The organism is Shewanella alkalitolerans (assembly GCF_019457575.1).
GTDB classification, from domain to species: domain Bacteria; phylum Pseudomonadota; class Gammaproteobacteria; order Enterobacterales; family Shewanellaceae; genus Shewanella; species Shewanella loihica.
In genome coordinates, this window is record NZ_CP080422.1 from 4,471,868 (window position 1) to 4,493,960 (window position 22,093).

General features: G+C 52.1%; 17 protein-coding genes and 3 rRNA genes. 8 read left to right on the forward strand and 12 right to left on the reverse strand.

Annotated elements, in window-relative coordinates; genetic code table 11:
- Window positions 1–14 precede the first annotated feature (14 nt).
- Window positions 15–887 carry a LysR family transcriptional regulator gene (locus K0J45_RS19460; RefSeq protein WP_220043762.1) on the reverse strand — a complete coding sequence of 291 codons (873 nt, stop codon included), beginning with the start codon at window positions 885–887 and terminating at the stop codon, window positions 15–17.
- 104 nt (window positions 888–991) lie between these two features.
- Here K0J45_RS19460 and K0J45_RS19465 point away from each other — a divergent pair, with 104 nt between their 5' ends.
- On the forward strand, window positions 992–1,687 hold the full coding sequence (locus tag K0J45_RS19465; protein WP_220043763.1) for a hypothetical protein: 696 nt from the start codon (window positions 992–994) through the stop codon (window positions 1,685–1,687).
- Between the two features lie 62 nt (window positions 1,688–1,749).
- Here K0J45_RS19465 and K0J45_RS19470 read toward each other — a convergent pair whose 3' ends face one another.
- The 5 genes from K0J45_RS19470 to K0J45_RS19490 all read right to left on the reverse strand — a co-directional run bounded on the left by K0J45_RS19470 (window position 1,750) and on the right by K0J45_RS19490 (window position 6,607).
- Window positions 1,750–2,850, reverse strand: a complete 1,101-nt coding sequence (locus tag K0J45_RS19470; RefSeq protein ID WP_220043764.1) for an MFS transporter — start codon at window positions 2,848–2,850, stop codon at window positions 1,750–1,752.
- Between the two features lie 155 nt (window positions 2,851–3,005).
- On the reverse strand, window positions 3,006–4,190 hold the full coding sequence (locus tag K0J45_RS19475; protein ID WP_220043765.1) for a BaiN/RdsA family NAD(P)/FAD-dependent oxidoreductase: 1,185 nt from the start codon (window positions 4,188–4,190) through the stop codon (window positions 3,006–3,008).
- A 260-nt stretch (window positions 4,191–4,450) separates the two neighbouring features.
- Window positions 4,451–5,470, reverse strand: coding sequence for an NAD(P)H-dependent glycerol-3-phosphate dehydrogenase (gpsA, locus tag K0J45_RS19480; RefSeq protein WP_220043766.1), 1,020 nt, complete (start codon window positions 5,468–5,470; stop codon window positions 4,451–4,453).
- 6 nt (window positions 5,471–5,476) lie between these two features.
- Window positions 5,477–5,965, reverse strand: a complete 489-nt coding sequence (gene secB, locus K0J45_RS19485; protein ID WP_011867598.1) for a protein-export chaperone SecB — start codon at window positions 5,963–5,965, stop codon at window positions 5,477–5,479.
- 207 nt (window positions 5,966–6,172) lie between these two features.
- Window positions 6,173–6,607, reverse strand: coding sequence for a rhodanese-like domain-containing protein (locus tag K0J45_RS19490; protein ID WP_041406823.1), 435 nt, complete (start codon window positions 6,605–6,607; stop codon window positions 6,173–6,175).
- A 241-nt stretch (window positions 6,608–6,848) separates the two neighbouring features.
- Between K0J45_RS19490 and gpmM the strand changes: the two genes are divergently transcribed.
- From gpmM to K0J45_RS19510, 4 genes are read left to right on the forward strand one after another with little or no spacing between them, the layout of a single operon-like run.
- Entirely contained in the window at window positions 6,849–8,393 is a 1,545-nt protein-coding gene (gene gpmM / locus K0J45_RS19495) for a 2,3-bisphosphoglycerate-independent phosphoglycerate mutase (protein WP_220043767.1), read from the forward strand.
- Window positions 8,394–8,451: 58 nt separating this feature from the next.
- The gene (locus tag K0J45_RS19500) at window positions 8,452–9,537 is read left to right on the forward strand and encodes a murein hydrolase activator EnvC family protein (RefSeq protein WP_011867601.1); all 1,086 of its coding nucleotides are present in this window, start codon (window positions 8,452–8,454) and stop codon (window positions 9,535–9,537) included.
- 35 nt (window positions 9,538–9,572) lie between these two features.
- Window positions 9,573–10,778, forward strand: coding sequence for a S41 family peptidase (locus K0J45_RS19505; protein WP_220043768.1), 1,206 nt, complete (start codon window positions 9,573–9,575; stop codon window positions 10,776–10,778).
- A 15-nt stretch (window positions 10,779–10,793) separates the two neighbouring features.
- Window positions 10,794–11,549, forward strand: coding sequence for a divergent polysaccharide deacetylase family protein (locus tag K0J45_RS19510; RefSeq protein ID WP_220043769.1), 756 nt, complete (start codon window positions 10,794–10,796; stop codon window positions 11,547–11,549).
- 21 nt (window positions 11,550–11,570) lie between these two features.
- On the opposite strand, the gene K0J45_RS19515 is transcribed toward K0J45_RS19510, so the two are convergent.
- The 6 genes from K0J45_RS19515 to ccoG form a co-directional block, all read right to left on the reverse strand.
- Window positions 11,571–12,023 carry an Rrf2 family transcriptional regulator gene (locus K0J45_RS19515; protein ID WP_011867604.1) on the reverse strand — a complete coding sequence of 151 codons (453 nt, stop codon included), beginning with the start codon at window positions 12,021–12,023 and terminating at the stop codon, window positions 11,571–11,573.
- A 10-nt stretch (window positions 12,024–12,033) separates the two neighbouring features.
- Window positions 12,034–12,288, reverse strand: a complete 255-nt coding sequence (locus tag K0J45_RS19520; protein WP_220043770.1) for a YkgJ family cysteine cluster protein — start codon at window positions 12,286–12,288, stop codon at window positions 12,034–12,036.
- 821 nt (window positions 12,289–13,109) lie between these two features.
- Window positions 13,110–13,225 (reverse strand): 5S ribosomal RNA (rrf, locus tag K0J45_RS19525).
- 123 nt (window positions 13,226–13,348) lie between these two features.
- Window positions 13,349–16,241: ribosomal RNA gene (locus K0J45_RS19530) — 23S ribosomal RNA — on the reverse strand.
- 251 nt (window positions 16,242–16,492) lie between these two features.
- Window positions 16,493–18,035 (reverse strand): 16S ribosomal RNA (locus K0J45_RS19535).
- Together the 16S, 23S and 5S rRNA genes form the textbook arrangement of a ribosomal RNA operon.
- Before the next feature lie 675 nt (window positions 18,036–18,710).
- Window positions 18,711–20,138: a cytochrome c oxidase accessory protein CcoG gene (gene ccoG / locus K0J45_RS19540; RefSeq protein WP_220043771.1), complete on the reverse strand. Its 1,428-nt coding sequence runs from the start codon at window positions 20,136–20,138 to the stop codon at window positions 18,711–18,713.
- Window positions 20,139–20,226: 88 nt separating this feature from the next.
- Between ccoG and K0J45_RS19545 the strand changes: the two genes are divergently transcribed.
- The 3 genes from K0J45_RS19545 (at window position 20,227) to K0J45_RS19555 (ending at window position 21,985) form a co-directional block, all read left to right on the forward strand.
- On the forward strand, window positions 20,227–20,580 hold the full coding sequence (locus K0J45_RS19545) for a hypothetical protein (RefSeq protein ID WP_011867607.1): 354 nt from the start codon (window positions 20,227–20,229) through the stop codon (window positions 20,578–20,580).
- A gap of 121 nt (window positions 20,581–20,701) precedes the next feature.
- A complete protein-coding gene (locus K0J45_RS19550; protein ID WP_220043772.1) occupies window positions 20,702–21,604 on the forward strand; it encodes a 1,4-dihydroxy-2-naphthoyl-CoA synthase in 903 nt (300 codons plus the stop codon).
- A gap of 189 nt (window positions 21,605–21,793) precedes the next feature.
- A complete protein-coding gene (locus tag K0J45_RS19555; protein ID WP_144202201.1) occupies window positions 21,794–21,985 on the forward strand; it encodes a DUF2061 domain-containing protein in 192 nt (63 codons plus the stop codon).
- Window positions 21,986–22,093 lie beyond the last annotated feature (108 nt).

A 22,093-nucleotide genomic window follows, 5' to 3' on the forward strand; every position in this document is an offset into this window, starting at 1 on the left:
ATTCGCGTGGATGATTAGCGCTTGAGTAGATCGATGAAGAAGCTCTTCGCCGGGCCCAGCTGCGCGGTCGACTTCCACAGCAGATCCACTGTGATCAGGCCGGTCTCCTTCTCGATGACAGGCTTAAAGGTTGAGAGCGTGCCTATGGCCGCCTTCTCTTCATACATGCTCAAGGGAATGATCCCCCAGCCGATACCCTGTTCCACCAGGCGTATCATGTCATCCAGATCTGACGCCTCCCAGGTTTCCTGAGACACGCGCCCAAGCTTGGCCAGATACTCGTTTTGCAACATGCTGGAGCAGACGATCTGCCGCTCGTTGATCAACATCTCGCTGTCTACCGCCTCCAGATCCGCAAACTTATAGTCTGGGCTACAGATACACACCCACTCGATACGTGCAATTCCGATAAAATCCAGATTCTCAGGCACCGCCTCGGACATGATGTTAAAGCCGACATCGACCTCATCGGCTTCGATCGCCCGATTGAGCTGGTTGCCTGTGAGCTTCACCAGTTTGACCCGGGTAAAGGGAAACTTCTCCGCCATCTTCTCCAGCGCCGAGTCGAACACTGACATGGGCACCAGAGGGTCGGCGCCGATAACCAGCTGATCTTCGACCGCCTCGATCACCCCCTTGGCATAACTCTCCATACGAGTCGCCTGGCGCATAAGCGCCTTGGCCTGATGATAGAGTCGTTCGCCCTGCTCGGTGAGCTGAGGATACTTGGTGCTGCGGTCAAACAGCTCGACCCCAAGATCCAGCTCGAGGTTATTCACCCCTATGCTGACTGAGCTCTGGCTCTTGCCTATGTGTCGGGCGGCGGCCGAAAAGGATCCTTTCTCTACGGCGGCAATAAATGCGTTGAGTTGTTCTAGATTTAACATTTGCGACCTATTCGATTACAAGATACTTACTAACTCTAGTGATTAAAGCTCATCGGAGATACTAACGCCAGTACATTTTACAACCAAGACTAGAGATCAAGACTATGAGCAAATTAATCGCAAAAACCTCAATCATAGCAGTCGCCACCAGTGCCCTGCTGTCACTAAACGCTATGGCCGCCGAGGCGCCAGCCGAAGAGAAGGTCAACTATGGTGACCCAACCGCCAGCTTCACCACTGTGGGCGTGTCCACCAGCAAAGATGTTGACCAGATCTCCGGCATGATGGGCGTTGGCAGCAACATCTATCAGTTAGATCTGAACCGCGACAAGAATACCGGCGACTTCAGCGGCCGTGGCCGTTACTTCCACGTCACCGACGGCCTGGGCTACTCTGTGGATGTGATTGGCGATGCCAACACCCAGACCATCTTGGGCGGCATGATCTACAAGTTCCAGCTTAACGACAACGTCTCTATCTTCCCAATGCTGAGTGTGGGTGGCACCCAGACCAAGCGTCCGCTGGAAAATGACAAGTATGACCGTAGCAGCCTGGTACAGGCGGGCGTCTACGCCATGTATGGTTTCGACGCGGGTCACTGGGTCTATGCCAACCCTAAGAGCACCTACCATGTGAAGAACGAATCCTTCATCAATCAGGTCGAAGTAGGTGGCGGCCTGATGGTAACCGACAACATCTCCATCGGCGCCAAGGTAGAGTACACGGCTCCCTTCGACACCCCACAGGGCCGCATGAAGGAAGACACAGTCACCTGGTTACAGGCCAACTACTACTTCTAAGTCGAAACGAAACAGCCACCTAATGAGGTGGCTGTTTCTTTAAGCGTTGGAAATCTTGCCAACTATTGCTGCTTGAGCCGACTGTTGTTGTAGATGGCGGGCATGATCAGCAGCAGGGTGATCAGTAGGAAGATCACCAGCTCGAACAGCACCCACTCCTTGAGCAGCACAGCCGGGGCCAGCGCGGCGCCGATAGACTGGGCCGCCACCGCCAGACGAATGGCATGCCCCTCGGGGTCCGCCTCAGAGATCACCCCCATGAAGAAGGGCAGCAGGAAGTTCCACATAAACATGAAACAGCTCACCGCCACGAAATAGACCAAGGGATCCCGGGTCGAGAACAAGAGCACGATAGCGATGCTTTGCCCCAGCACCCCGAAGGTGATCACCCGCTGACGATTGCCATATTTGGCCAACAGCGAGGCGCTCACGGCGCCGAGCAGGCTAAACAGGGTACCGGTCGCCAGTATCACCCCCTGATCGATCTCGCTGATACCGATACGGGTCGCCACCACACTCAGCATGGACCATGCCCCCACGTTGGCCAACATGATCATCAGGATGGCAAACAGCGCGGTATAGAGAAACACCTTACCCGTCTTCACTCCTTTGATAATCGGCATCTGCTGCGCCCGGGTATCCACTGGCAACAGCACCATCAGCAGACAGAAGCCCGCCACCAGCACCAGCAGGCCATCGAATCCCCCCTGTAGCCTTAGCTGAGGGTAGAGGAGGAACAGCAGACCACTGTAGAGCATCTGCATGGCGATCGCTCGGCCGAAGGCGGCATCGGGCAGCTTGTCGTGGGACAGGGTATCGAAGCAGCGCACGATCAAGATGCCGGCAAAGAAACCGGCGGCGAAACGCAAGACCACAAACCACTCCACCGCGCTGCAGAGCGCACTGCCAAGGTGTGCGAGTGCCAGGGCCAGAAAGACACCACGCTCCGAAATGAAGTTCATTCGCTGCCAGAAGAAGCAGCAGATAGAGGCCAGCGAGAAGCCAACCAGTTCTATGGTCACCACATAGGTGAGCGCCAGCACTGGCTCGGCGAACTGACGGGAAATCACATCGAAATAGATGGGCAATAACAGGAAGACGCTAGACGCCACCGACATCTTAACGCCGGCATACAGACTAAAGCCCCCTCTGGATGTAGACAATACCCGCTCTCCTCAGCCAAAACGACCATGACCTCTAGTTAAGTTTATTCATGATCTCGCGAAAAAACCTGTTAAACAGGTAAGTTACCGCCAGCGAGCGCAAAAGCCCAGCCATTATTCGCGTCAGAGGAGGAGAATGTGAGGACGCGCGCCGACTACACAGCCTGACCGACGGCGACACCCGATGCCCAGGCCCATTGGAAGTTGAAGCCGCCGAGCCAGCCGCTGACATCCATCACCTCACCGGCAAAATAGAGTCCGGGTACCTTCTTACTCTGCATATCCTTGGAAGAAAGTTCGTTGGTGTCCACACCACCTAAGGTCACCTCGGCGGTGCGATAGCCTTCGGTGCCATTCATCAGCAGCTGCCAGTTGTGGAGATTGTCCACTATCTGATCGCGCTGAGCATGCACCAGCTGATTGAGCGACATGTTGAGCAACGCCTCGTCGAATAACACCTCGACCAGACGTTTCGGCAGCCACTGCGACAGGGTATTGCGCAGGCTCTGCTTGGGATGCTGCTCCTGGGCCTCACTCAATGCCTGGGCGGCGTCGAGCTGGGGCAACAAGTTGATGGAAATACTCTCACCCGGCTGCCAGTAGTTGGAGATCTGCAGAATGGCTGGGCCAGACAGGCCTCTGTGGGTAAACAGGAGGGCCTCGCTAAACTGGGTGCCATCTTTAGCGGTAATGGTACTTGGCACAGCGATACCCGAAAGGGGCTCAAACTTCTGCTTCTGCTCACTGTGCCAGGTAAAGGGCACTAGGCCCGCGTGAGTCGGCAACACCTTGAGACCAAACTGCTCGGCGATCTGATAGCCGAAAGGCGAGGCCCCGAGCTTGGGCATGGAGAGCCCGCCGGTTGCCACCACCAGGGATTCACAGCTGTATTCGCCCTTGCTGGTCTCCAGCCTGAAAAGGCCGTCATCCTGCTTGCTGATAGTGAGAATATCGGTTCTCAGCTGCACCTGGGCACCCGCCCACTCGCATTCGGTCAGCAGCATGCTGACTATCTCTTTGGCCGAGTCGTTACAGAACAGCTGGCCATGATCTCGCTGGTGATACTCGATGCCGTGGCGCTCGACCAGCTCGATAAAATCTTGGGACGAATAGCGCGCCAGAGCCGACTTGACGAAGTGGGGATTGGCGCAGATAAAGTTAGCCGGCTCTACTTTTTGATTGGTGAAGTTACAGCGGCCACCGCCACTGATTAAGATCTTGCGCCCCGCCTGTTTGCCGTTATCTAACACCAGAACGTCTCGGCCACGATAGCCCGCCGTCGCCGCGCACATGAGGCCCGCCGCGCCCGCACCGATAATGATCACGTCATGATGTTTCACTTAAATACCGCCTCAAACAAATTAATAGCAACCAAACGCAGCCCCACAAAAAGGGGAAAAGCCAAAATATATGGAACAATTTTGGCCGTGTACAAATCCCCTTTTTGTCCTTCCTGGACACCGGGGATAAATACTCAAATTTACAAGTACAAATCCCCTCTTTCACCATCCATGGTGAGCGGGGATAAGTATGTCCATATACAAAAAAGGGCGCTATTTTAGCACCCTTTGTTATTTTTCGCATGAGTCGCCGATGGCCACTATTCGCTGTCAGTCGTCTCCGACTTTTTCTCTCTCGCCAACAAGGCCTTAGCCGCCTCGTGTGGCGTACCGCCCTGGTAGAGCACCTTATACACCTGCTCGGTGATCGGCATTTCGACACCCAGGCGCTTAGCCAGGGTATAGACCTCTTTGGTGTTACGGTAACCTTCGACCACCTGGCCAATCTCGGCCTGAGCGGTATCGACATCCTTACCCTGGCCCAGGGCCAAACCGAAACGACGGTTGCGGGACTGGTTATCGGTACAAGTCAACACCAGGTCGCCAAGACCCGCCATGCCCATAAAGGTAGAAGGTTGAGCGCCGATGGCCTCGCCAAGGCGAGACAGCTCCACCAAGCCACGGGTGATCAGTGCGGTGCGGGCGTTGGCACCAAAGCCTATGCCGTCAGACATGCCGGCGCTGATCGCGATAACGTTCTTCACCGCGCCACCAAGTTGCAGGCCGATAAAGTCGTCGTTGGCGTAGACACGCAGGCGTTTAGGGCTATGCAGCAACTCCACCAAGTCATTGGTGAAGGCTTCATCGGTACCGGCAACCGAGATGGCAGTGGGCAAGCCTGCCGCCAGCTCTTTGGCGAAGGTCGGACCCGACAATACCGCCAGCGGATACTCGTCACCTAAAATCTCGCGCGCCACTTCCTGTAACAGACGACCGGTTTCCGGCTCCAGCCCCTTGGTCGCCCAGACGATGCGGGCATCTTTGCGCAGCAGCGGTTTCGCCTGCTTTAGCACAAGACCAAATACATGGCTAGGCACCACGACCAACACATTGTTGGAGGCGGCTAATGCAGTTGCAAGGTCGGCTTCGGGGATTAAGAGATCCGGCAGCGGGATACCGGGCAGAAACGCCTCATTGGATCGATCCCTTTTCAGGTTCTCGATATGATCAGGCTCGTGGCCCCAAATCAGGGTTTTGTGTCCGTTACTGGCTAAAGAAATAGCAAGGGCGGTGCCATAAGAGCCCGCCCCCAGTACCGTTATATCGGCAGTGTTGTTCATGCGTAATTAAGCGTTCGCTTCTGCTGCTTCACCGGCAGCTTCTGCCTGCGCCTGACGCTGTTGCACGTATTGAGCGAACAGGGCGTCGAAGTTAACTGGCGCTAGGTTCAGTTGTGGGAAAGTACCACGGGCAACCAGGCTACCAACCGCTTCACGAGCGTATGGGAAAAGTACGTTCGGGCAGTATGCACCCAGTGAGTGAGCCAGCTGCTGATCAGTCAGACCAGAGATAGCGAAGATACCCGCTTGTTGAACTTCACATAGGAAAGCGGTTTCTTCACCGTTTTTAGCCGTAACAGTCAGTGACAGAACAACTTCATATACGTCGTCGGCCAGCTTAGCGCTGCGAGTGTCAAGGTCTAGCTTAACTTCTGGGTTCCACTCTTTCTGGAAAACAGCTGGGCTGTTTGGCGTTTCGAAAGAGATATCTTTAGTGTAAACACGTTGAATGTTGAACTGTGGACCCTGTTGTTCGTTATTTACTGCTTCAGCCATAATTTCCTACCTAATCAATTTTGTTCGATTCGTTCCGTATGGAGAATCATCTTCAGGGCCTTTGTTACTCGAGTCCTAATCTAGACCTCAGCCACCATCCCGATTTTAGTATTTCCTTAAATCCCACCAGATGGGCGATTTAAGCCATTTTTTATAAGAGATGACACTCTAATCAAAGATGCTTAATAAAAGCAAACTTTGTGTGGGTTATCTTTTGGTTTTGGCAACGGGTAAGTTATTTTGTTGCCATTCGCTCATCCCACCCTTGAGGTTATAGACAGTTTCGAAACCAGCTTTAACCATCAACTGAGCCGCTTGCGACGAGGTCATCCCTGCATTGCATACCATTATAATGGGACTGGCTTTAAACTTTTCAAGGGCAGATGTCTTATTATTTTTAATTTCTGCTAAAGGCATGTTAATCGCATCGACGATATGGCCTTTCTTAAACTCTTCCTTAGAGCGCACATCGACCACCTTGGCGTCTTGCTTGTTAATTAACAAGGTCGCCTGCTGATGATCTACAGTTTTCACTTTCGAGATACTAGACTTAAAAACGCTCACAATAAGCGCAGCAAACAAGCCCACCCAGGCGAGACTCAACATAGGGTTGGCTTTAAAAAATTCGATATATTCTTGCATAGTTTTCGGCCTACTTCTGTGGCTTGAGAGACTGTTCGGGCTGAGAGTATAACCGATTGTCCCGGCAGATTGCAGCATGTAGTTCACCTCTGGCAGAGCGCCGAGATTGAGAGATCCCTAAAATTGTGACGGGCTCGATGAGGGCTATCGGTGTAAATCACTTTTTGATCGCCCCTGTACGTAGTAATATTTATCCAATTTCAGAATTCTAGTTTTCTTTTTAACGTTAATAGGTACCACCATGACGACACGCAAACGCCCATTGGCACTGCTGATCCTCGATGGCTGGGGTTACCGTGAAAATACCCACATGAACGCGGTATATCACGCCAACACACCAGTACTCGATCGCCTCAACAAAGAATACCCCAACAGCCTGATCTCAGGCTCTGGTCTGGATGTCGGCCTGCCCGACGGCCAAATGGGTAACTCGGAAGTTGGCCACATCAACATCGGCTCTGGCCGCGTGGTCTACCAGGAGTTGACCCGCATCGGTAAGTCGATTGCAGACGGCGAGTTCGACACTAACCCAGCCTTTGTCGACGCGGTCGACAAGGCCATCGCTGCCGATGGTGCCGTACACATCATGGGTCTATTGTCACCCGGTGGCGTACACAGCCATGAAAGCCACATCCAGGCCATGTGTAAGATGGCAGTTGCGCGCGGCGCCAAGCAGGTCTATCTGCACGCCTTCCTCGATGGCCGAGACACGCCGCCGAGAAGCGCCAAGGGCAGCCTGCAGGCATTCAACGAGCTGTTCGCCGAGCTAGGCACAGGCCGCATCGCATCCCTCATTGGTCGCTACTACGCCATGGACAGAGACAACCGTTGGGATCGCGTCTCACAAGCCTATGAGCTGATCACCCAGGGCAAGGCACAGCACCAGTATCAAGACGCCGTTGAGGCGCTCGAAGCCGCCTATGGCCGCGATGAAAACGACGAGTTCGTTGCCAGCTCGGCCATCACAGACGCCGACGGTAAAGTTGCCACCCTCAACGATGACGACGCGCTGATCTTCATGAACTTCCGCGCCGACCGTGCCCGTCAGATCACCCGTAGCTTCGTCGATCCAGGGTTCGACGGCTTCGAGCGAGCGGTGACCCCTAAGATCAACTTCGTCATGCTGACCGAATACGCCGCCGACATTAAGGCGCCAGTCGCCTATCCATCGGTGGATCTGGTCAACACCCTAGGCGAAGTGCTGCAAAACAGCGGCAAGACGCAGCTGCGTATCTCGGAAACCGAGAAATACGCTCACGTCACCTTCTTCTTCAACGGCGGTAAAGAGGAGCCGTTCGAGGGCGAAGACAGGATCCTTATCCAGTCGCCTAAGGTCGCCACCTACGACCTGCAGCCAGAGATGAGCTCGACCGAGCTGACCGACAAACTGGTGGAAGCGATCGAGTCGACCCAATATGACGTGATCATCTGTAACTACCCTAACGGTGACATGGTGGGTCATACCGGCAACTTCGACGCCGCCGTCAAGGCCTGTGAGGCGGTCGATGCCTGTATCGGTCGAGTGGTTGAGGCGCTGGCCAAGGTAGACGGTGAGTGTTTGATCACCGCCGACCATGGTAACGCCGAGCAGATGACCGACGAGCAAACTGGCCAGGCGCATACCGCCCACACCAGCGAACTCGTGCCCCTCATCTATGTGGGACGCAAGGGTGAGATCTCACCGAACGGAAGATTAAGTGATTTAGCGCCAACCATGTTAACCTTGATGGGACAAACCGTGCCATCAGAGATGACAGGGCACTCAATCATTACCCTAAGCGAGTAACGACTCTTTGCTTAAATGTTCCGGTTTCTATAAAGCCAGCATACTTGCTGGCTTTATCATGCTCTCTTGTACTGCGCAGGCATCCGACCTGAAGCAGCGTCAATCCGAGCTTGAAGCCATTCAGAAACAGATAAGCAACCAGCAGTCGGCTCTCAAGGACACCAGTCGCCAACACGAGAAGCTGATTTCTCTGCTGAAAAAAGATGAACAGGCGATCGCCGCAGCGGCAAAAAAGGTGACCAATACCAGGGCGTCACTGGCACAAACCGACAAGAAACTGGCCGAGCTAGATGGCCGCAAGGCAGAGCTTGATACCCTCAAGCAGACGCAACAGAAGACACTGTCCAACCAGCTAGCCAGCGCCTATCTGGCGGGCAACCACGATTACACCAAGATGCTGCTCAATCAGCAGAGTCCGGCCACCATAGAGAGACTGCTCGCCTACTATCAGTTTCTCAACAAGGCGAGAATGGACGCCATCAAGCAGCTGCAACAGACGATGACCGAACTGACGGCCGTCGAGTCTGAGCAGAAGGCCCAACAGACTAAGCTCAACGAGCTGATCCTCAACCAGGAGCAACAGGCCAAGGCACTCACCCAAGAACAACATCAACGTCAACAGACCCTGAAACAGATAGAGCGCACCCTCAATTCACACGGCGCCAAGCTGGAACAACTACAGATAGAGGAAGCCAGCTTGAAGCGGGTGGTCGAACAGGCGCTAAGGGCCATGAAAGACAACCCCAGCATGGAAGGCCTCTCCAGCCGCCAGAAGCTTAGCTGGCCGACCAAGGGCCGTATCCGCGCTGGGTTTGGCAGCCTACGTTCGGGCGAAGTGAAATGGAAGGGTGTGATGATGGCCGCCCCAGAGGGGCAATCGATCAACGCCATCGCCTCGGGCAAGGTGATCTATGCCGACTGGCTCAGGGGCTTCGGTATGGTGATGGTGGTCGATCACGGCAAGGGCTACATGAGCCTCTATGGCCACGCCCAGACCCTACTTAAGGATGCCGGCGACAGCGTTAAGAAGGGAGAGACCATAGCCCTGGTCGGACGCTCGGGTGGACAGACAGAACCTGGCCTATACTTTGAGGTAAGGCATAAGGGGCAAGCGGTCGATCCTGCGAGATACTGTAGACGATAACGCGACAACGACCCCGAGTAATGGGGAGGTCGTCCATGTCTCAAATGATCCGCTATTTCACCTGTGTCGCCCTAGGGCTGACCCTAGGTCTCTCTATCACCTTGTTCGGCCATGAGAATGCCAAAGAGTATCAGCCCAAGGTCAATTACCCTCTCCTCATCGACATCATCAGCACGGTAGAGACCTACTACGTAGACAAGATCTCTCAGGAAGATCTGATCCAGGCCGCCATTGAGGGGGTATTCAGCAAGCTAGACCCCTATTCAAACTTCCTCGACAGCCAGGCTTTCTCCGACATCAAGGACGCCAACAAGGGCGAATACTTCGGTTTCGGCATAGAGATAGCCACTGAGCAGAACCAGGTCACCATCATCAGCCCCTTTCCCCATTCGCCTGCCGCCAACGCAGGCATTCAGCCCGGAGACCGCATCGTCAAAGTCAATAATGAGGCGGTAACCGCCAAGCAGCTTGAGAATGTGCTGGAGGAAATCAAGTTCCACAGCCAGCATAATCTGGCCATCAACCTGTCGTTAAGCCGCGCCAATTCGGAGGCCCTGTTCGATGTGACACTCACCCCTAGTCTTATCGACGTCAACTCGGTAGAGGGCGAGCTGCTCGACAATGGCATAGGCTACATCAAACTCTCCAGCTTTCAGGACGACTCTACCGAAGATCTCATTAAGCTGCTGACCCAATGGCAAAATGAGCCCATGACAGGCCTGATCCTGGATCTGCGTAACAACCCTGGCGGCTTGCTGGATCAGGCGATCAAGATTGCCGACATCTTCCTCGCCAAGGGGCGTATCGTATCTACCCGGGGCCGCTTCTTTGACGCTAACTCCGACTACTTCGCCTCACCACAGACCATGTTCTCCAAGCTGCCACTTACCGTGCTAATCAACAAGGGGTCGGCCTCGGCCTCAGAGGTGCTGGCGGCGGCGCTTCAGGAAAACAAGCGCGCCACACTGATCGGCGAAAAGAGCTTCGGTAAGGGCACGGTGCAGAGCCTGATCCCCACTCTTATCGAGGGCAATGCCATCAAGCTGACCATAGCCCACTACACCACACCCAAAGGCAGGGACATACACGCCATCGGCATAGAGCCAGATATAAATATCCCGGGCGAGACTATGACTGCCGGACAAAGTATGCCTATAATCGATGAGCAAACACCCCATGAGGGAGCCGCCCACGATAAGGTTATCGAATCGGCGATCTCATGGATAAAAACAAATAGTTAGTGAATAACCAAAACAGTGCGCTTATTACTCTTATTAGCTGTCTTATTTACCACACCACACTGCTTCGCCGCCCAGGTCTCCATCATCATTGACGACATAGGTTATCGTCAGACTGACGAGGCGGTGTTGGCATTGCCAAGCGACATCACCCTCTCAGTATTGCCCCATACCCCTCTGGGCGAAAGGCTTGCCGCCATCGCCCACGACAAGGGCCACGAGATCATGTTGCACCTGCCCATGCAGGCATTGAATGGCAAGGAGATGGGCCCTGGCGGACTGACCAATCAGATGAGCGAACAGGCTCTCAAGCGGGCGGTCGATGACGCCTTTAAGAGTGTCCCCTACGCCAAAGGTGTCAACAACCATATGGGGAGTCTGCTCACACAACTAGACGCGCCCATGACCTGGCTAATGGAGAGCCTGAAGCAGCAAGACAACTACTTTGTCGACAGCATGACCACCAGATACAGCAAGGCCAGCGACGCAGCCAACAGGCTGGGGATTCCGCTATTGAGAAGACAACTCTTTCTGGATAACGATGTATCGCCACAGGGGCTTGAGAGACAATTTAACCAGCTGATCCAGCTGGCGAACAAGGAGGGGCAACTCATAGTGATCGCACACCCCTATCCCGAGACCATCAGCTTCTTAAAGGCGAATCTGTCCAGACTCTCGGACGAAGGAATCGCATTAGTGAATACATCCAGGCTCTTGCCCTATCGCCTCGCACAGAAGGAACCCGCGACCAGCGACAAGGCGCATTTAAGATAGGCGAACTTAAGAAAGGCTAAGTTAAAGCTCTAAGACTGGGATGGTAAGATCCGGTAGCAAGGCTCTTAACTCGTCACGGTTACTGACGACATCGGCCAATGAGTATTTGTCTAGCACGGCAAGATAAGCGTCGACCGCCTCGGCGAGCACGCCCTTGAGCTGACAGGCTGGCGAGAAACGGCAATAGGGCTTGCTGCAATCGATAGGCGACAGCGAGTTTTCCAGCGTGCGCACCAGGACACCGATATTGATCTGATCCGCCGGCTTACCTAGCTTAAAACCACCTGCCTTACCACGAACCGTCTGCAGATAACCTTCTTTACCAAGATGATGCACTATCTTAGACACATGGTTAGCCGACAGATCGAACACCTCGGTGATCTCGGCGATTCTAAACAGGGTTTCTCTCTCTGGCGATAAGGCCAGGTACATTAACGTACGAATACCAAAATCTGTATAACGAGTTAACTGCATAACCTACCTTCTAAGACTGGGTCGCCGTTTCTAAAGATGTAATCAACCAAAGTGCCTCTTCTGCCGTCGAACCACAGACTTCAGGTTCGGCGATGAAACGATCACACAGCGCAGGGCGCTCTGGGTGACCGAATATCTTGCAAAGATTCCGCTCATCTAACTGGATGCAACGCACCCCGGCAGGCTTACCATTGGGCATGCCAGGGATAGGGCTGGTGATAGACGGCGCTATACAACAAGCACCACATCCTAGACGACAATTCATACGGCATTATACCTATATTTGCGTAGCTTGTTAGTCATTAAGATCACAGCATTATTCTGAGATTTCATAAAGCTTAGCTCTACCTAATAGTAAAAGAGATAAAAACACTAAGGTTCTATAGAGAACGCCATACAGATAATGACGTTATCCCTAGAAATAAGACAACAACTCAGTTGCTTCTATCTAGCGAACTTAAGTGTTTTAACTCATTCACCTTATGCCACAGCCTTGCTTTAAGGATTAGCTAAACGCTGCAGTTTATCTGCCCTCACCTGGGTGCTTTGTAGCGCGAAGCAGCTAGGCTACGAGTCGGGTACTCAGCTATACATAGAAAAAAGCGCCAGTCATGGCCAGCTCCAACCCAGACATCAACACTAACTCCCTCAATCTCACATGCGGGCGTAAGACATCCGCTTATCAAGCGCAGCTTGATGGATGACTGGAGCGCGAAGCAGCTAGGCTGCGAGCTGAGGGCCTGACCGCCATGGATGGCGGAAATGCAGTTAATGATTGGAGCACTTTAACTGCCACCCACGAAGTGGCTGTGGGCAGCGGGTGAAGTAGCACTTTCGCGCGACCTACATGGATGTAGGAAGTGCCATAAATTGCTGGGAGCTATTTAGGCGCCTGTCATGGCCAGCTCCGCTAAAGCTTCGCGCTCATAAGCACATCGCTATCGCGATATTCGCCCTACTTCACATGGAAACGTACCTCACTGCGTTCGGGCTCTTTATATTTCCCATGTTCGAGTAGATATTTCAAAGGCTGTTAAACGAAAAAATCCCCAACACTAGGTGCTGGGGATTTATCGTTTATTAGGCGCCTGGAAATGACCTACTCTCACATGGGGAGACCCCACACTACCATCGGCGCGATTGCGTTTCACTTCTGAGTTCGGGATGGGATCAGGTGGGACCACAATGCTATGGTTTCCAGACAAATTTGGAAATTCGGAAAGCTGTACTCTTATTTAAGAGTCAATTTGAGTTCGCACTTCAATCAAGTACTTTTGTATTCTTTTGATTACGTAAAACCATCTTACGAAACCCTTTTGGGTTGTATGGTTAAGCCTCACGAGTCATTAGTACAGGTTAGCTCAACGCCTCACAACGCTTACACACCCTGCCTATCAACGTCCTAGTCTCGGACGGCTCTTTAGAGACCTTAAAGGTCTAGGGATGACTCATCTTAGGGCTCGCTTCCCGCTTAGATGCTTTCAGCGGTTATCGATTCCGAACGTAGCTACCGGGCAATGCCATTGGCATGACAACCCGAACACCAGCGGTTCGTCCACTCCGGTCCTCTCGTACTAGGAGCAGCTCCCTTCAATCATCCAACGCCCACGGCAGATAGGGACCGAACTGTCTCACGACGTTCTGAACCCAGCTCGCGTACCACTTTAAATGGCGAACAGCCATACCCTTGGGACCGACTTCAGCCCCAGGATGTGATGAGCCGACATCGAGGTGCCAAACACCGCCGTCGATATGAACTCTTGGGCGGTATCAGCCTGTTATCCCCGGAGTACCTTTTATCCGTTGAGCGATGGCCCTTCCATTCAGAACCACCGGATCACTATGACCTGCTTTCGCACCTGCTCGACGTGTATGTCTCGCAGTTAAGCTGGCTTATGCCATTGCACTAACCGTACGATGTCCGACCGTACTTAGCCAACCTTCGTGCTCCTCCGTTACTCTTTGGGAGGAGACCGCCCCAGTCAAACTACCCACCAGGCACTGTCCTCAACCCCGATTCAGGGGCCAGAGTTAGAACATCAACACTACAAGGGTGGTATTTCAAGGATGACTCCACGAGAACTGGCGTTCCCGCTTCAAAGTCTCCCACCTATCCTACACATGTAGGGTCAATGTTCAGTGCCAAGCTATAGTAAAGGTTCACGGGGTCTTTCCGTCTAGCCGCGGGTATACGGCATCTTCACCGCAATTTCAACTTCACTGAGTCTCGGCTGGAGACAGCGTGGCCATCATTACGCCATTCGTGCAGGTCGGAACTTACCCGACAAGGAATTTCGCTACCTTAGGACCGTTATAGTTACGGCCGCCGTTTACCGGGGCTTCGATCATGAGCTTCTCCGAAGATAACCCAATCAATTAACCTTCCGGCACCGGGCAGGCGTCACACCGTATACGTCATCTTGCGATTTTGCACAGTGCTGTGTTTTTGATAAACAGTTGCAGCCACCTGGTATCTGCGACTCCCGTCAGCTTAGAGAGCAAGTCTCATCACCAACAGGAGCGTACCTTCTCCCGAAGTTACGGTACCATTTTGCCTAGTTCCTTCAGCCGAGTTCTCTCAAGCGCCTTGGTATTCTCTACCCGACCACCTGTGTCGGTTTGGGGTACGATTCCTGCTAACCTGAAGCTTAGAAGATTTTCCTGGAAGCATGGCATCAACTACTTCATCACCGTAGTGACTCGTCATCAACTCTCAGTATTAGGTGCCCGGATTTGCCTAAGCACCCTACCTACAGCCTTAAACGCGGACAACCAACGCCGCGCTAGCCTAGCCTTCTCCGTCTCTCCATCGCAGTTAGCAGAAGTACGGGAATATTAACCCGTTTCCCATCGACTACGCCTTTCGGCCTCGCCTTAGGGGTCGACTCACCCTGCCCCGATTAACGTTGGACAGGAACCCTTGGTCTTTCGGCGAGGAGGTTTTTCACCCCCTTTATCGTTACTCATGTCAGCATTCGCACTTCTGATACCTCCAGCGTGGGTTACCCCTTCACCTTCAACGGCTTACAGAACGCTCCTCTACCGCACCAGCGCAAGCGCTAGTACCCATAGCTTCGGTGTATTGCTTAGCCCCGTTATATCTTCCGCGCAGGCCGACTCGACTAGTGAGCTATTACGCTTTCTTTAAATGATGGCTGCTTCTAAGCCAACATCCTAGCTGTCTAAGCCTTCCCACATCGTTTCCCACTTAGCAATAACTTTGGGACCTTAGCTGATGGTCTGGGTTGTTTCCCTTTTCACGACGGACGTTAGCACCCGCCGTGTGTCTCCCGAGTAGTACTCATTGGTATTCGGAGTTTGCAAAGGGTTGGTAAGTCGGGATGACCCCCTAGCCTTAACAGTGCTCTACCCCCAATGGTATTCGCTCGAGGCGCTACCTAAATAGCTTTCGAGGAGAACCAGATATCTCCCGGTTTGATTGGCCTTTCACCCCCAGCCACAAGTCATCACCGCATTTTTCAACATACGTGTGTTCGGTCCTCCAGTTGATGTTACTCAACCTTCAACCTGCCCATGGCTAGATCACCGGGTTTCGGGTCTACACCTTGCAACTAAACGCGCAGTTAACACTCGGTTTCCCTACGGCTCCGCTATTCGCTTAACCTCGCTACAAAATGTAAGTCGCTGACCCATTATACAAAAGGTACGCAGTCACGGTCTCAAGAACCGCTCCCACTGCTTGTACGTATACGGTTTCAGGTTCTATTTCACTCCCCTCACAGGGGTTCTTTTCGCCTTTCCCTCACGGTACTGGTTCACTATCGGTCAGTCAGGAGTATTTAGCCTTGGAGGATGGTCCCCCCATATTCGAACAAGATATCACGTGTCCCGTCCTACTCGTTTTCACCTAAAGTTAGTTTTCATGTACGGGGCTATCACCCTGTATCGCTGTGCTTTCCAACACATTCCACTAACACCCTCTAGGCTTAAGGGCTAATCCCCGTTCGCTCGCCGCTACTAGGGGAATCTCGGTTGATTTCTTTTCCTAAGGGTACTTAGATGTTTCAGTTCCCCTCGTTCGCCTCACTAAGCTATGTATTCACTTAGTGATGACACCTTATGGTGCCGGGTTTCCCCATTCGGACATCGTTAGCTCAAATGCTTGTTACTAGCTCGCCAACGCTTTTCGCAAGTTACTACGTCCTTCATCGCCTCTGACTGCCAAGGCATCCACCGTATACGCTTAGTCACTTAACCATACAACCCAAATGAGTTTCATCTGAGTCGCATCGCAACTAACGGTTTCTACTTTCGCCAAAAGAATACTCAAGTCACTTGATTAAAGTGTGTTTTGAGAACTCAATTATTTTTCGCAATAACCTTTCGGTTATTACTATCAGCTTTCCAAATTTTTAAAGAACAAGCATCGTCGCTCGGACGTGCCACTCGCTCTAACAAGAACAAGTTATCTGTGTGAACACTCAACAAATATCAGTCAATCGTATAGGTAAGGAGGTGATCCAGCCCCAGGTTCCCCTAGGGCTACCTTGTTACGACTTCACCCCAGTCATGAACCACACCGTGGTAAACGCCCTCCCGAAGGTTAAGCTATCTACTTCTGGTGCAGCCCACTCCCATGGTGTGACGGGCGGTGTGTACAAGGCCCGGGAACGTATTCACCGTGGCATTCTGATCCACGATTACTAGCGATTCCGACTTCATGGAGTCGAGTTGCAGACTCCAATCCGGACTACGACCGGCTTTGTGAGATTAGCTCCACCTCGCGGCTTCGCAACCCTCTGTACCGACCATTGTAGCACGTGTGTAGCCCTACTCGTAAGGGCCATGATGACTTGACGTCGTCCCCACCTTCCTCCGGTTTATCACCGGCAGTCTCCCTAAAGTTCCCGGCATTACCCGCTGGCAAGTAAGGATAAGGGTTGCGCTCGTTGCGGGACTTAACCCAACATTTCACAACACGAGCTGACGACAGCCATGCAGCACCTGTCTCAGAGTTCCCGAAGGCACCAATCCATCTCTGGAAAGTTCTCTGGATGTCAAGAGTAGGTAAGGTTCTTCGCGTTGCATCGAATTAAACCACATGCTCCACCGCTTGTGCGGGCCCCCGTCAATTCATTTGAGTTTTAACCTTGCGGCCGTACTCCCCAGGCGGTCTACTTAATGCGTTAGCTTGAGAACCCAGTGTTCAAGACACCAAATTCCGAGTAGACATCGTTTACGGCGTGGACTACCAGGGTATCTAATCCTGTTTGCTCCCCACGCTTTCGTACCTGAGCGTCAGTCTTTGTCCAGGGGGCCGCCTTCGCCACCGGTATTCCTTCAGATCTCTACGCATTTCACCGCTACACCTGAAATTCTACCCCCCTCTACAAGACTCTAGTTGACCAGTTCGAAATGCAGTTCCCAGGTTAAGCCCGGGGCTTTCACATCTCGCTTAATCAACCGCCTGCGTACGCTTTACGCCCAGTAATTCCGATTAACGCTTGCACCCCTCGTATTACCGCGGCTGCTGGCACGAAGTTAGCCGGTGCTTCTTCTGCGAGTAACGTCACAGCTAACGGGTATTAACCGTTAACCTTTCCTCCTCGCTGAAAGTGCTTTACAACCCGAAGGCCTTCTTCACACACGCGGCATGGCTGCATCAGGCTTGCGCCCATTGTGCAATATTCCCCACTGCTGCCTCCCGTAGGAGTCTGGGCCGTGTCTCAGTCCCAGTGTGGCTGATCATCCTCTCAGAACAGCTAGGGATCGTCGCCTAGGTGAGCCATTACCTCACCTACTAGCTAATCCCACCTAGGTACATCCAATCGCAGAAGGTCCGAAGATCCCCTCTTTTCCCCCGTAGGGCGTATGCGGTATTAGCAGTCGTTTCCAACTGTTATCCCCCTCGACTGGGCAGTTCCCTAGGCATTACTCACCCGTCCGCCGCTCGTCAGCAAAGTAGCAAGCTACTTTCTGTTACCGCTCGACTTGCATGTGTTAGGCCTGCCGCCAGCGTTCAATCTGAGCCATGATCAAACTCTTCAATTAAAAGTTTTTGTGGACCTAAGTCCGACTCAATGAATTCTGATTCACATAAATGACTCGGAAGAATCACCTACATGTTTGTACATATTGCTATGAACACTCACTATCTCTAGTGAAACTAGATTTAGTAAATCATGCATTGAGATTTAAATCGTTTTCGATTAACTCAATACCTGTGAGTGCCCACACAGATTTCTTGTTTTATCTTGTTAAAGAGCATTGCATCGTATTTGATGCCGCCGCTGGCGCCGGGCCGTTGGCTTAGGGATGCGTATTCTACACTTCCCGATGTTGGCGTCAAGGGTTAATTTTAAGAAGTTTTTCAAGCGTCGATTCTTTAACCAGAAGGCGACATTTGAAAGCCTTAAACCACTTTCTGCCCGACTCAACTCATTGCGTTTAACCGCTACTGAAATCGAGTCCCTGACCAGGCTGAATCCCTTTGTTTTTCTGGCTTTCACCAGTTGAAGAAGTTGCTGCGCCGTGTCAGTGGATGCGCATTATAGGGAGACGATTCTTTTACGCAAGGGCTTTTTGAAAGAAAATGACACTTTGATGACTAAGCGGGCAATAATCAGGCATTACGTACAAAAAAGGGGCTAAAATGCCCCTTTTCCTATCTTTCGCTACTTTTTACTATTTACTGTTTACTGTTTACTAGTAATAGTCGCAGCCAGATTATTGGCTAAAGAAGCGTGACTCTTGGGTCGCCTCGACTGTCTCACCGTCTAATACCGTGGTGACCTTGAAATCGACTCTGGTCATGGCACGTGACAGTCCAACAGGATCCACGGCGACACTCACAGGCAGGGTCAGCACCTCGCCTCCTTCGATAGTGACAGATTGCGGACCATACCACTGATAGTCAGGCAGACCGTCGACGCTGAGTTGATACTCATGCTTGGCTTCCGTCTTATTGAGGATCTTCAGGGTAAAGGTGTTCTCGATTAGACCTTGATCATTTTCCCTAAAGAGCTGGTTACGGTCGCGAATGATATCGATACGTACAGGTGCTATGGTCACCGTCGCATAGATAAAGACTAAGATCATGAATGCCAACACGGCACCATAACCCAGGAGTTTAGGTCGTAGAACCTTCTCTTTAACGCCTTCGAGTTTGTTTTCCGTGGTGTAGGCGATCAGGCCCTTGTCGTAACCCATGCGCTCCATGGTGGTATCACAGGCATCGATACAAGAGCCACAGTTGATGCACTCATATTGCAGACCGTTACGAATATCGATACCGGTAGGACACACCTGCACGCAGAGATCGCAGTCGATACAATCGCCCAGGCCAAGGGCCTTAGGATCGGCCTTACGCGAACGGGGACCACGATCTTCACCGCGCTTGGTGTCATAACCCACGATAAAGGTGTTCTTGTCGAACATGGCCGATTGGAAGCGGGCATATGGGCACATGTGGATACACATGATCTCGCGCATCCAGCCGGCATTACCATAGGTGGCCACGGTAAACAGGGTTACCCAGAAATAGATGGCGCCCGAGGCGCTGCCACTAAAGACGTCAGCATAGACTTCGGTGGTCGGTACGAAATAGGAGACGAAGGTCATGGCGGTGAGTAGCGACACCAACAACCAGGAGAGATGCTTGGCGGTCTTGCGCCAGACCTTATTAAAACTCCATGGCATCTGATCTAACTTCATCCGCTTATTACGGGCACCTTCAAATTTCTCTTCGAACCAGATGAAAATAAAGGTCCACACCGTCTGCGGGCAGGTATAACCACACCAGACACGGCCAAGATAAGTTGTCACAAAAAAGAGACCAAACGCGGCTATCATTAATAATGCAGCGAGTAAGGTAAGGTCTTGGGGCCAAATGGTTAGGCCGAAGATATGAAACTTCTGCTCACCCAGGTTAAACCAGACGGCTTGTCTGTCTCCCCAGGGGATCCAGGGCAAGATGAGGAAAAAGAGCATAGCAACCCAGCCCAAGCGGCGACGTAGCTGAGTCCAAAATCCTTCTATTGCTCTAACATAAATACGATTGCGGGGATTAAAACGATCGGATTTATTCTCGTCCGGCTGATGAATTTTGATCCGCTCAGCCTTGGAATAATCCTTTTTATTTGATTCTGCGTTCATATTTAACAGCCTTACAGCTTTAATATTCCATGAAAACTGGCTTATTATACATTTCTAATACTGATTGTTCACCATGGTTGGATAAATAATGAGAGGCTGGATTATTTTAGGTGCAGGGATAGGATTACTCTATTATCTAGCGACCGAGACAGACAAACTCGATGAGCCCATCGCGCAAACCGATGCCCTGATGAAGCGTATCGAACGTAAACTCGACTCGATGACGGGAACCAAAATCATTCGTGTCGACAAGAACATCGCGATGTTCAAGACGCAGATTGCCGAGCGACTGACTCGAAAAGAGTTAGCGGCACTGGACAATATTCTCGAATCGAAAGAATCGGTGCTCGAGTTTACCGAGAAATATTGCGGCAACAGCAGCAATCGCTTTGACGAGCTGAGCAAAGATAACCAGCAATTTATCTGCGACAAGCTCAGATAATCCCTCACAGGCTACAGAAAGCTTTGCCCAGCGCACGCTTTTCTGCTGCCTAATTGATCTCTATTCATAATGAGCCTAGCCTTGGCTCATCTCTCGATGCGACATACATAGGGTTACGAACATGACAGACAAGGTTTCCGATATCTTTGATCCCTCCTTATGGGATCGAGTACCTGGATTTGATTTCGAAGATATTACCTATCATAGGGCGAAGGATCAGGGCACGGTACGTATCGCCATAGATCGTCCAGATTGCCTCAACTCATTTCGCCCTAAGACGGTCGATGAACTCTATATCGCCCTGGATCATGCCCGCCAATGGTCTGATGTGGGTTGTGTGCTGCTGACCGGCAACGGCCCGTCGGCCAAGGGACAATGGTCTTTCAGCGCCGGTGGCGACCAGCGTATCCGCGGCAAGGATGGCTACAAGTATGAAGGCGAAGAGACAGATAAACCCGACTTGGCGCGCATGGGCCGCCTGCATATCTTAGAGGTACAGCGCCTGATCCGTTTCATGCCTAAGGTGGTAATAGCGGTCGTGCCGGGCTGGGCGGTCGGCGGTGGTCATAGCCTGCATGTGGTCTGCGATCTTACCCTGGCCTCTAAAGAGCATGCGGTATTTAAACAAACCGACCCGGATGTCGGCAGCTTCGACTCGGGGTACGGCAGCGCCTACCTCGCCAAGATGATTGGCCAGAAGCGTGCCCGGGAAATTTTCTTCCTCGGTTTTAATTACAGTGCGGAGGAGGCGTTCGACATGGGCATGGTCAACCGCGCCATCTCCCATGCTGAGTTGGAAACCGAGGCGCTGAGATGGGCCAAAGAGATCAACTCTAAGTCGCCTACAGCCATGCGTATGTTGAAGTACGGCTTTAACCTGCCGGACGATGGCTTAGTGGGTCAGCAACTGTTTGCCGGTGAGGCGACACGCCTGGCCTATGGTACCGACGAAGCGGTAGAAGGACGTGATGCCTTCCTGGAAAAACGGGATCAGGATTTCTCTAAGTTCCCTTGGCATTACTAGTCTCTACGTACCACTAAAATCACACCAGCCGCCCCAGAGTGCCAGTTAAGGTATCTGTCACTCTGGGCATTTTTCTCGACTCGCTCATCTTTATTAATCGTCTTACTGCATTAAGCCAATCGCACTCTCCGACTTTACAACTTAAATGATAATAATTATCATTTAACTAAATCTAAGAGGAGACGCATCATGGCTAAGACATTCACCTTTGCAGTACTACACTTCGGTGTCGCATTCGGAATCACCTACCTGTTAACCGGTAGCATAGTGATAGGTGGCGCCGTGGCACTCATAGAACCGGCGATCAACACTGTCGTGTTCTACTTCCACGATAAGGTGTGGCAACGCATAGAGAAGCGCTCCCAGCCGCTGTTAGCCTGAGTAGCAACTAGTCACCGCCAACAGTAGCTTTTAACGCTTAAAAGCAGGCCTTGTTTAGATTAATAATTGAAAAATAACTAATTTAACAGACGATAATTTTAAGCAAAA

Bases quoted from the DNA above. Each gene is read 5' to 3' on its own strand.
- K0J45_RS19465 (WP_220043763.1), top strand. From the start codon at position 992: ATGAGCAAATTAATCGCAAAAACCTCAATCATAGCAGTCGCCACCAGT.
- K0J45_RS19555 (WP_144202201.1), top strand. From the start codon at position 21,794: ATGGCTAAGACATTCACCTTTGCAGTACTACACTTCGGTGTCGCATTC.
- K0J45_RS19520 (WP_220043770.1), bottom strand. From the start codon at position 12,288: ATGAATTGTCGTCTAGGATGTGGTGCTTGTTGTATAGCGCCGTCTATC.
- gpsA (WP_220043766.1), bottom strand. From the start codon at position 5,470: ATGAACAACACTGCCGATATAACGGTACTGGGGGCGGGCTCTTATGGC.
- K0J45_RS19490 (WP_041406823.1), bottom strand. From the start codon at position 6,607: ATGCAAGAATATATCGAATTTTTTAAAGCCAACCCTATGTTGAGTCTC.
- K0J45_RS19550 (WP_220043772.1), top strand. From the start codon at position 20,702: ATGACAGACAAGGTTTCCGATATCTTTGATCCCTCCTTATGGGATCGA.
- K0J45_RS19505 (WP_220043768.1), top strand. From the start codon at position 9,573: ATGTCTCAAATGATCCGCTATTTCACCTGTGTCGCCCTAGGGCTGACC.
- K0J45_RS19460 (WP_220043762.1), bottom strand. From the start codon at position 887: ATGTTAAATCTAGAACAACTCAACGCATTTATTGCCGCCGTAGAGAAA.
- K0J45_RS19545 (WP_011867607.1), top strand. From the start codon at position 20,227: ATGAGAGGCTGGATTATTTTAGGTGCAGGGATAGGATTACTCTATTAT.
- gpmM (WP_220043767.1), top strand. From the start codon at position 6,849: ATGACGACACGCAAACGCCCATTGGCACTGCTGATCCTCGATGGCTGG.
- secB (WP_011867598.1), bottom strand. From the start codon at position 5,965: ATGGCTGAAGCAGTAAATAACGAACAACAGGGTCCACAGTTCAACATT.
- ccoG (WP_220043771.1), bottom strand. From the start codon at position 20,138: ATGAACGCAGAATCAAATAAAAAGGATTATTCCAAGGCTGAGCGGATC.
- K0J45_RS19500 (WP_011867601.1), top strand. From the start codon at position 8,452: ATGCTCTCTTGTACTGCGCAGGCATCCGACCTGAAGCAGCGTCAATCC.
- K0J45_RS19515 (WP_011867604.1), bottom strand. From the start codon at position 12,023: ATGCAGTTAACTCGTTATACAGATTTTGGTATTCGTACGTTAATGTAC.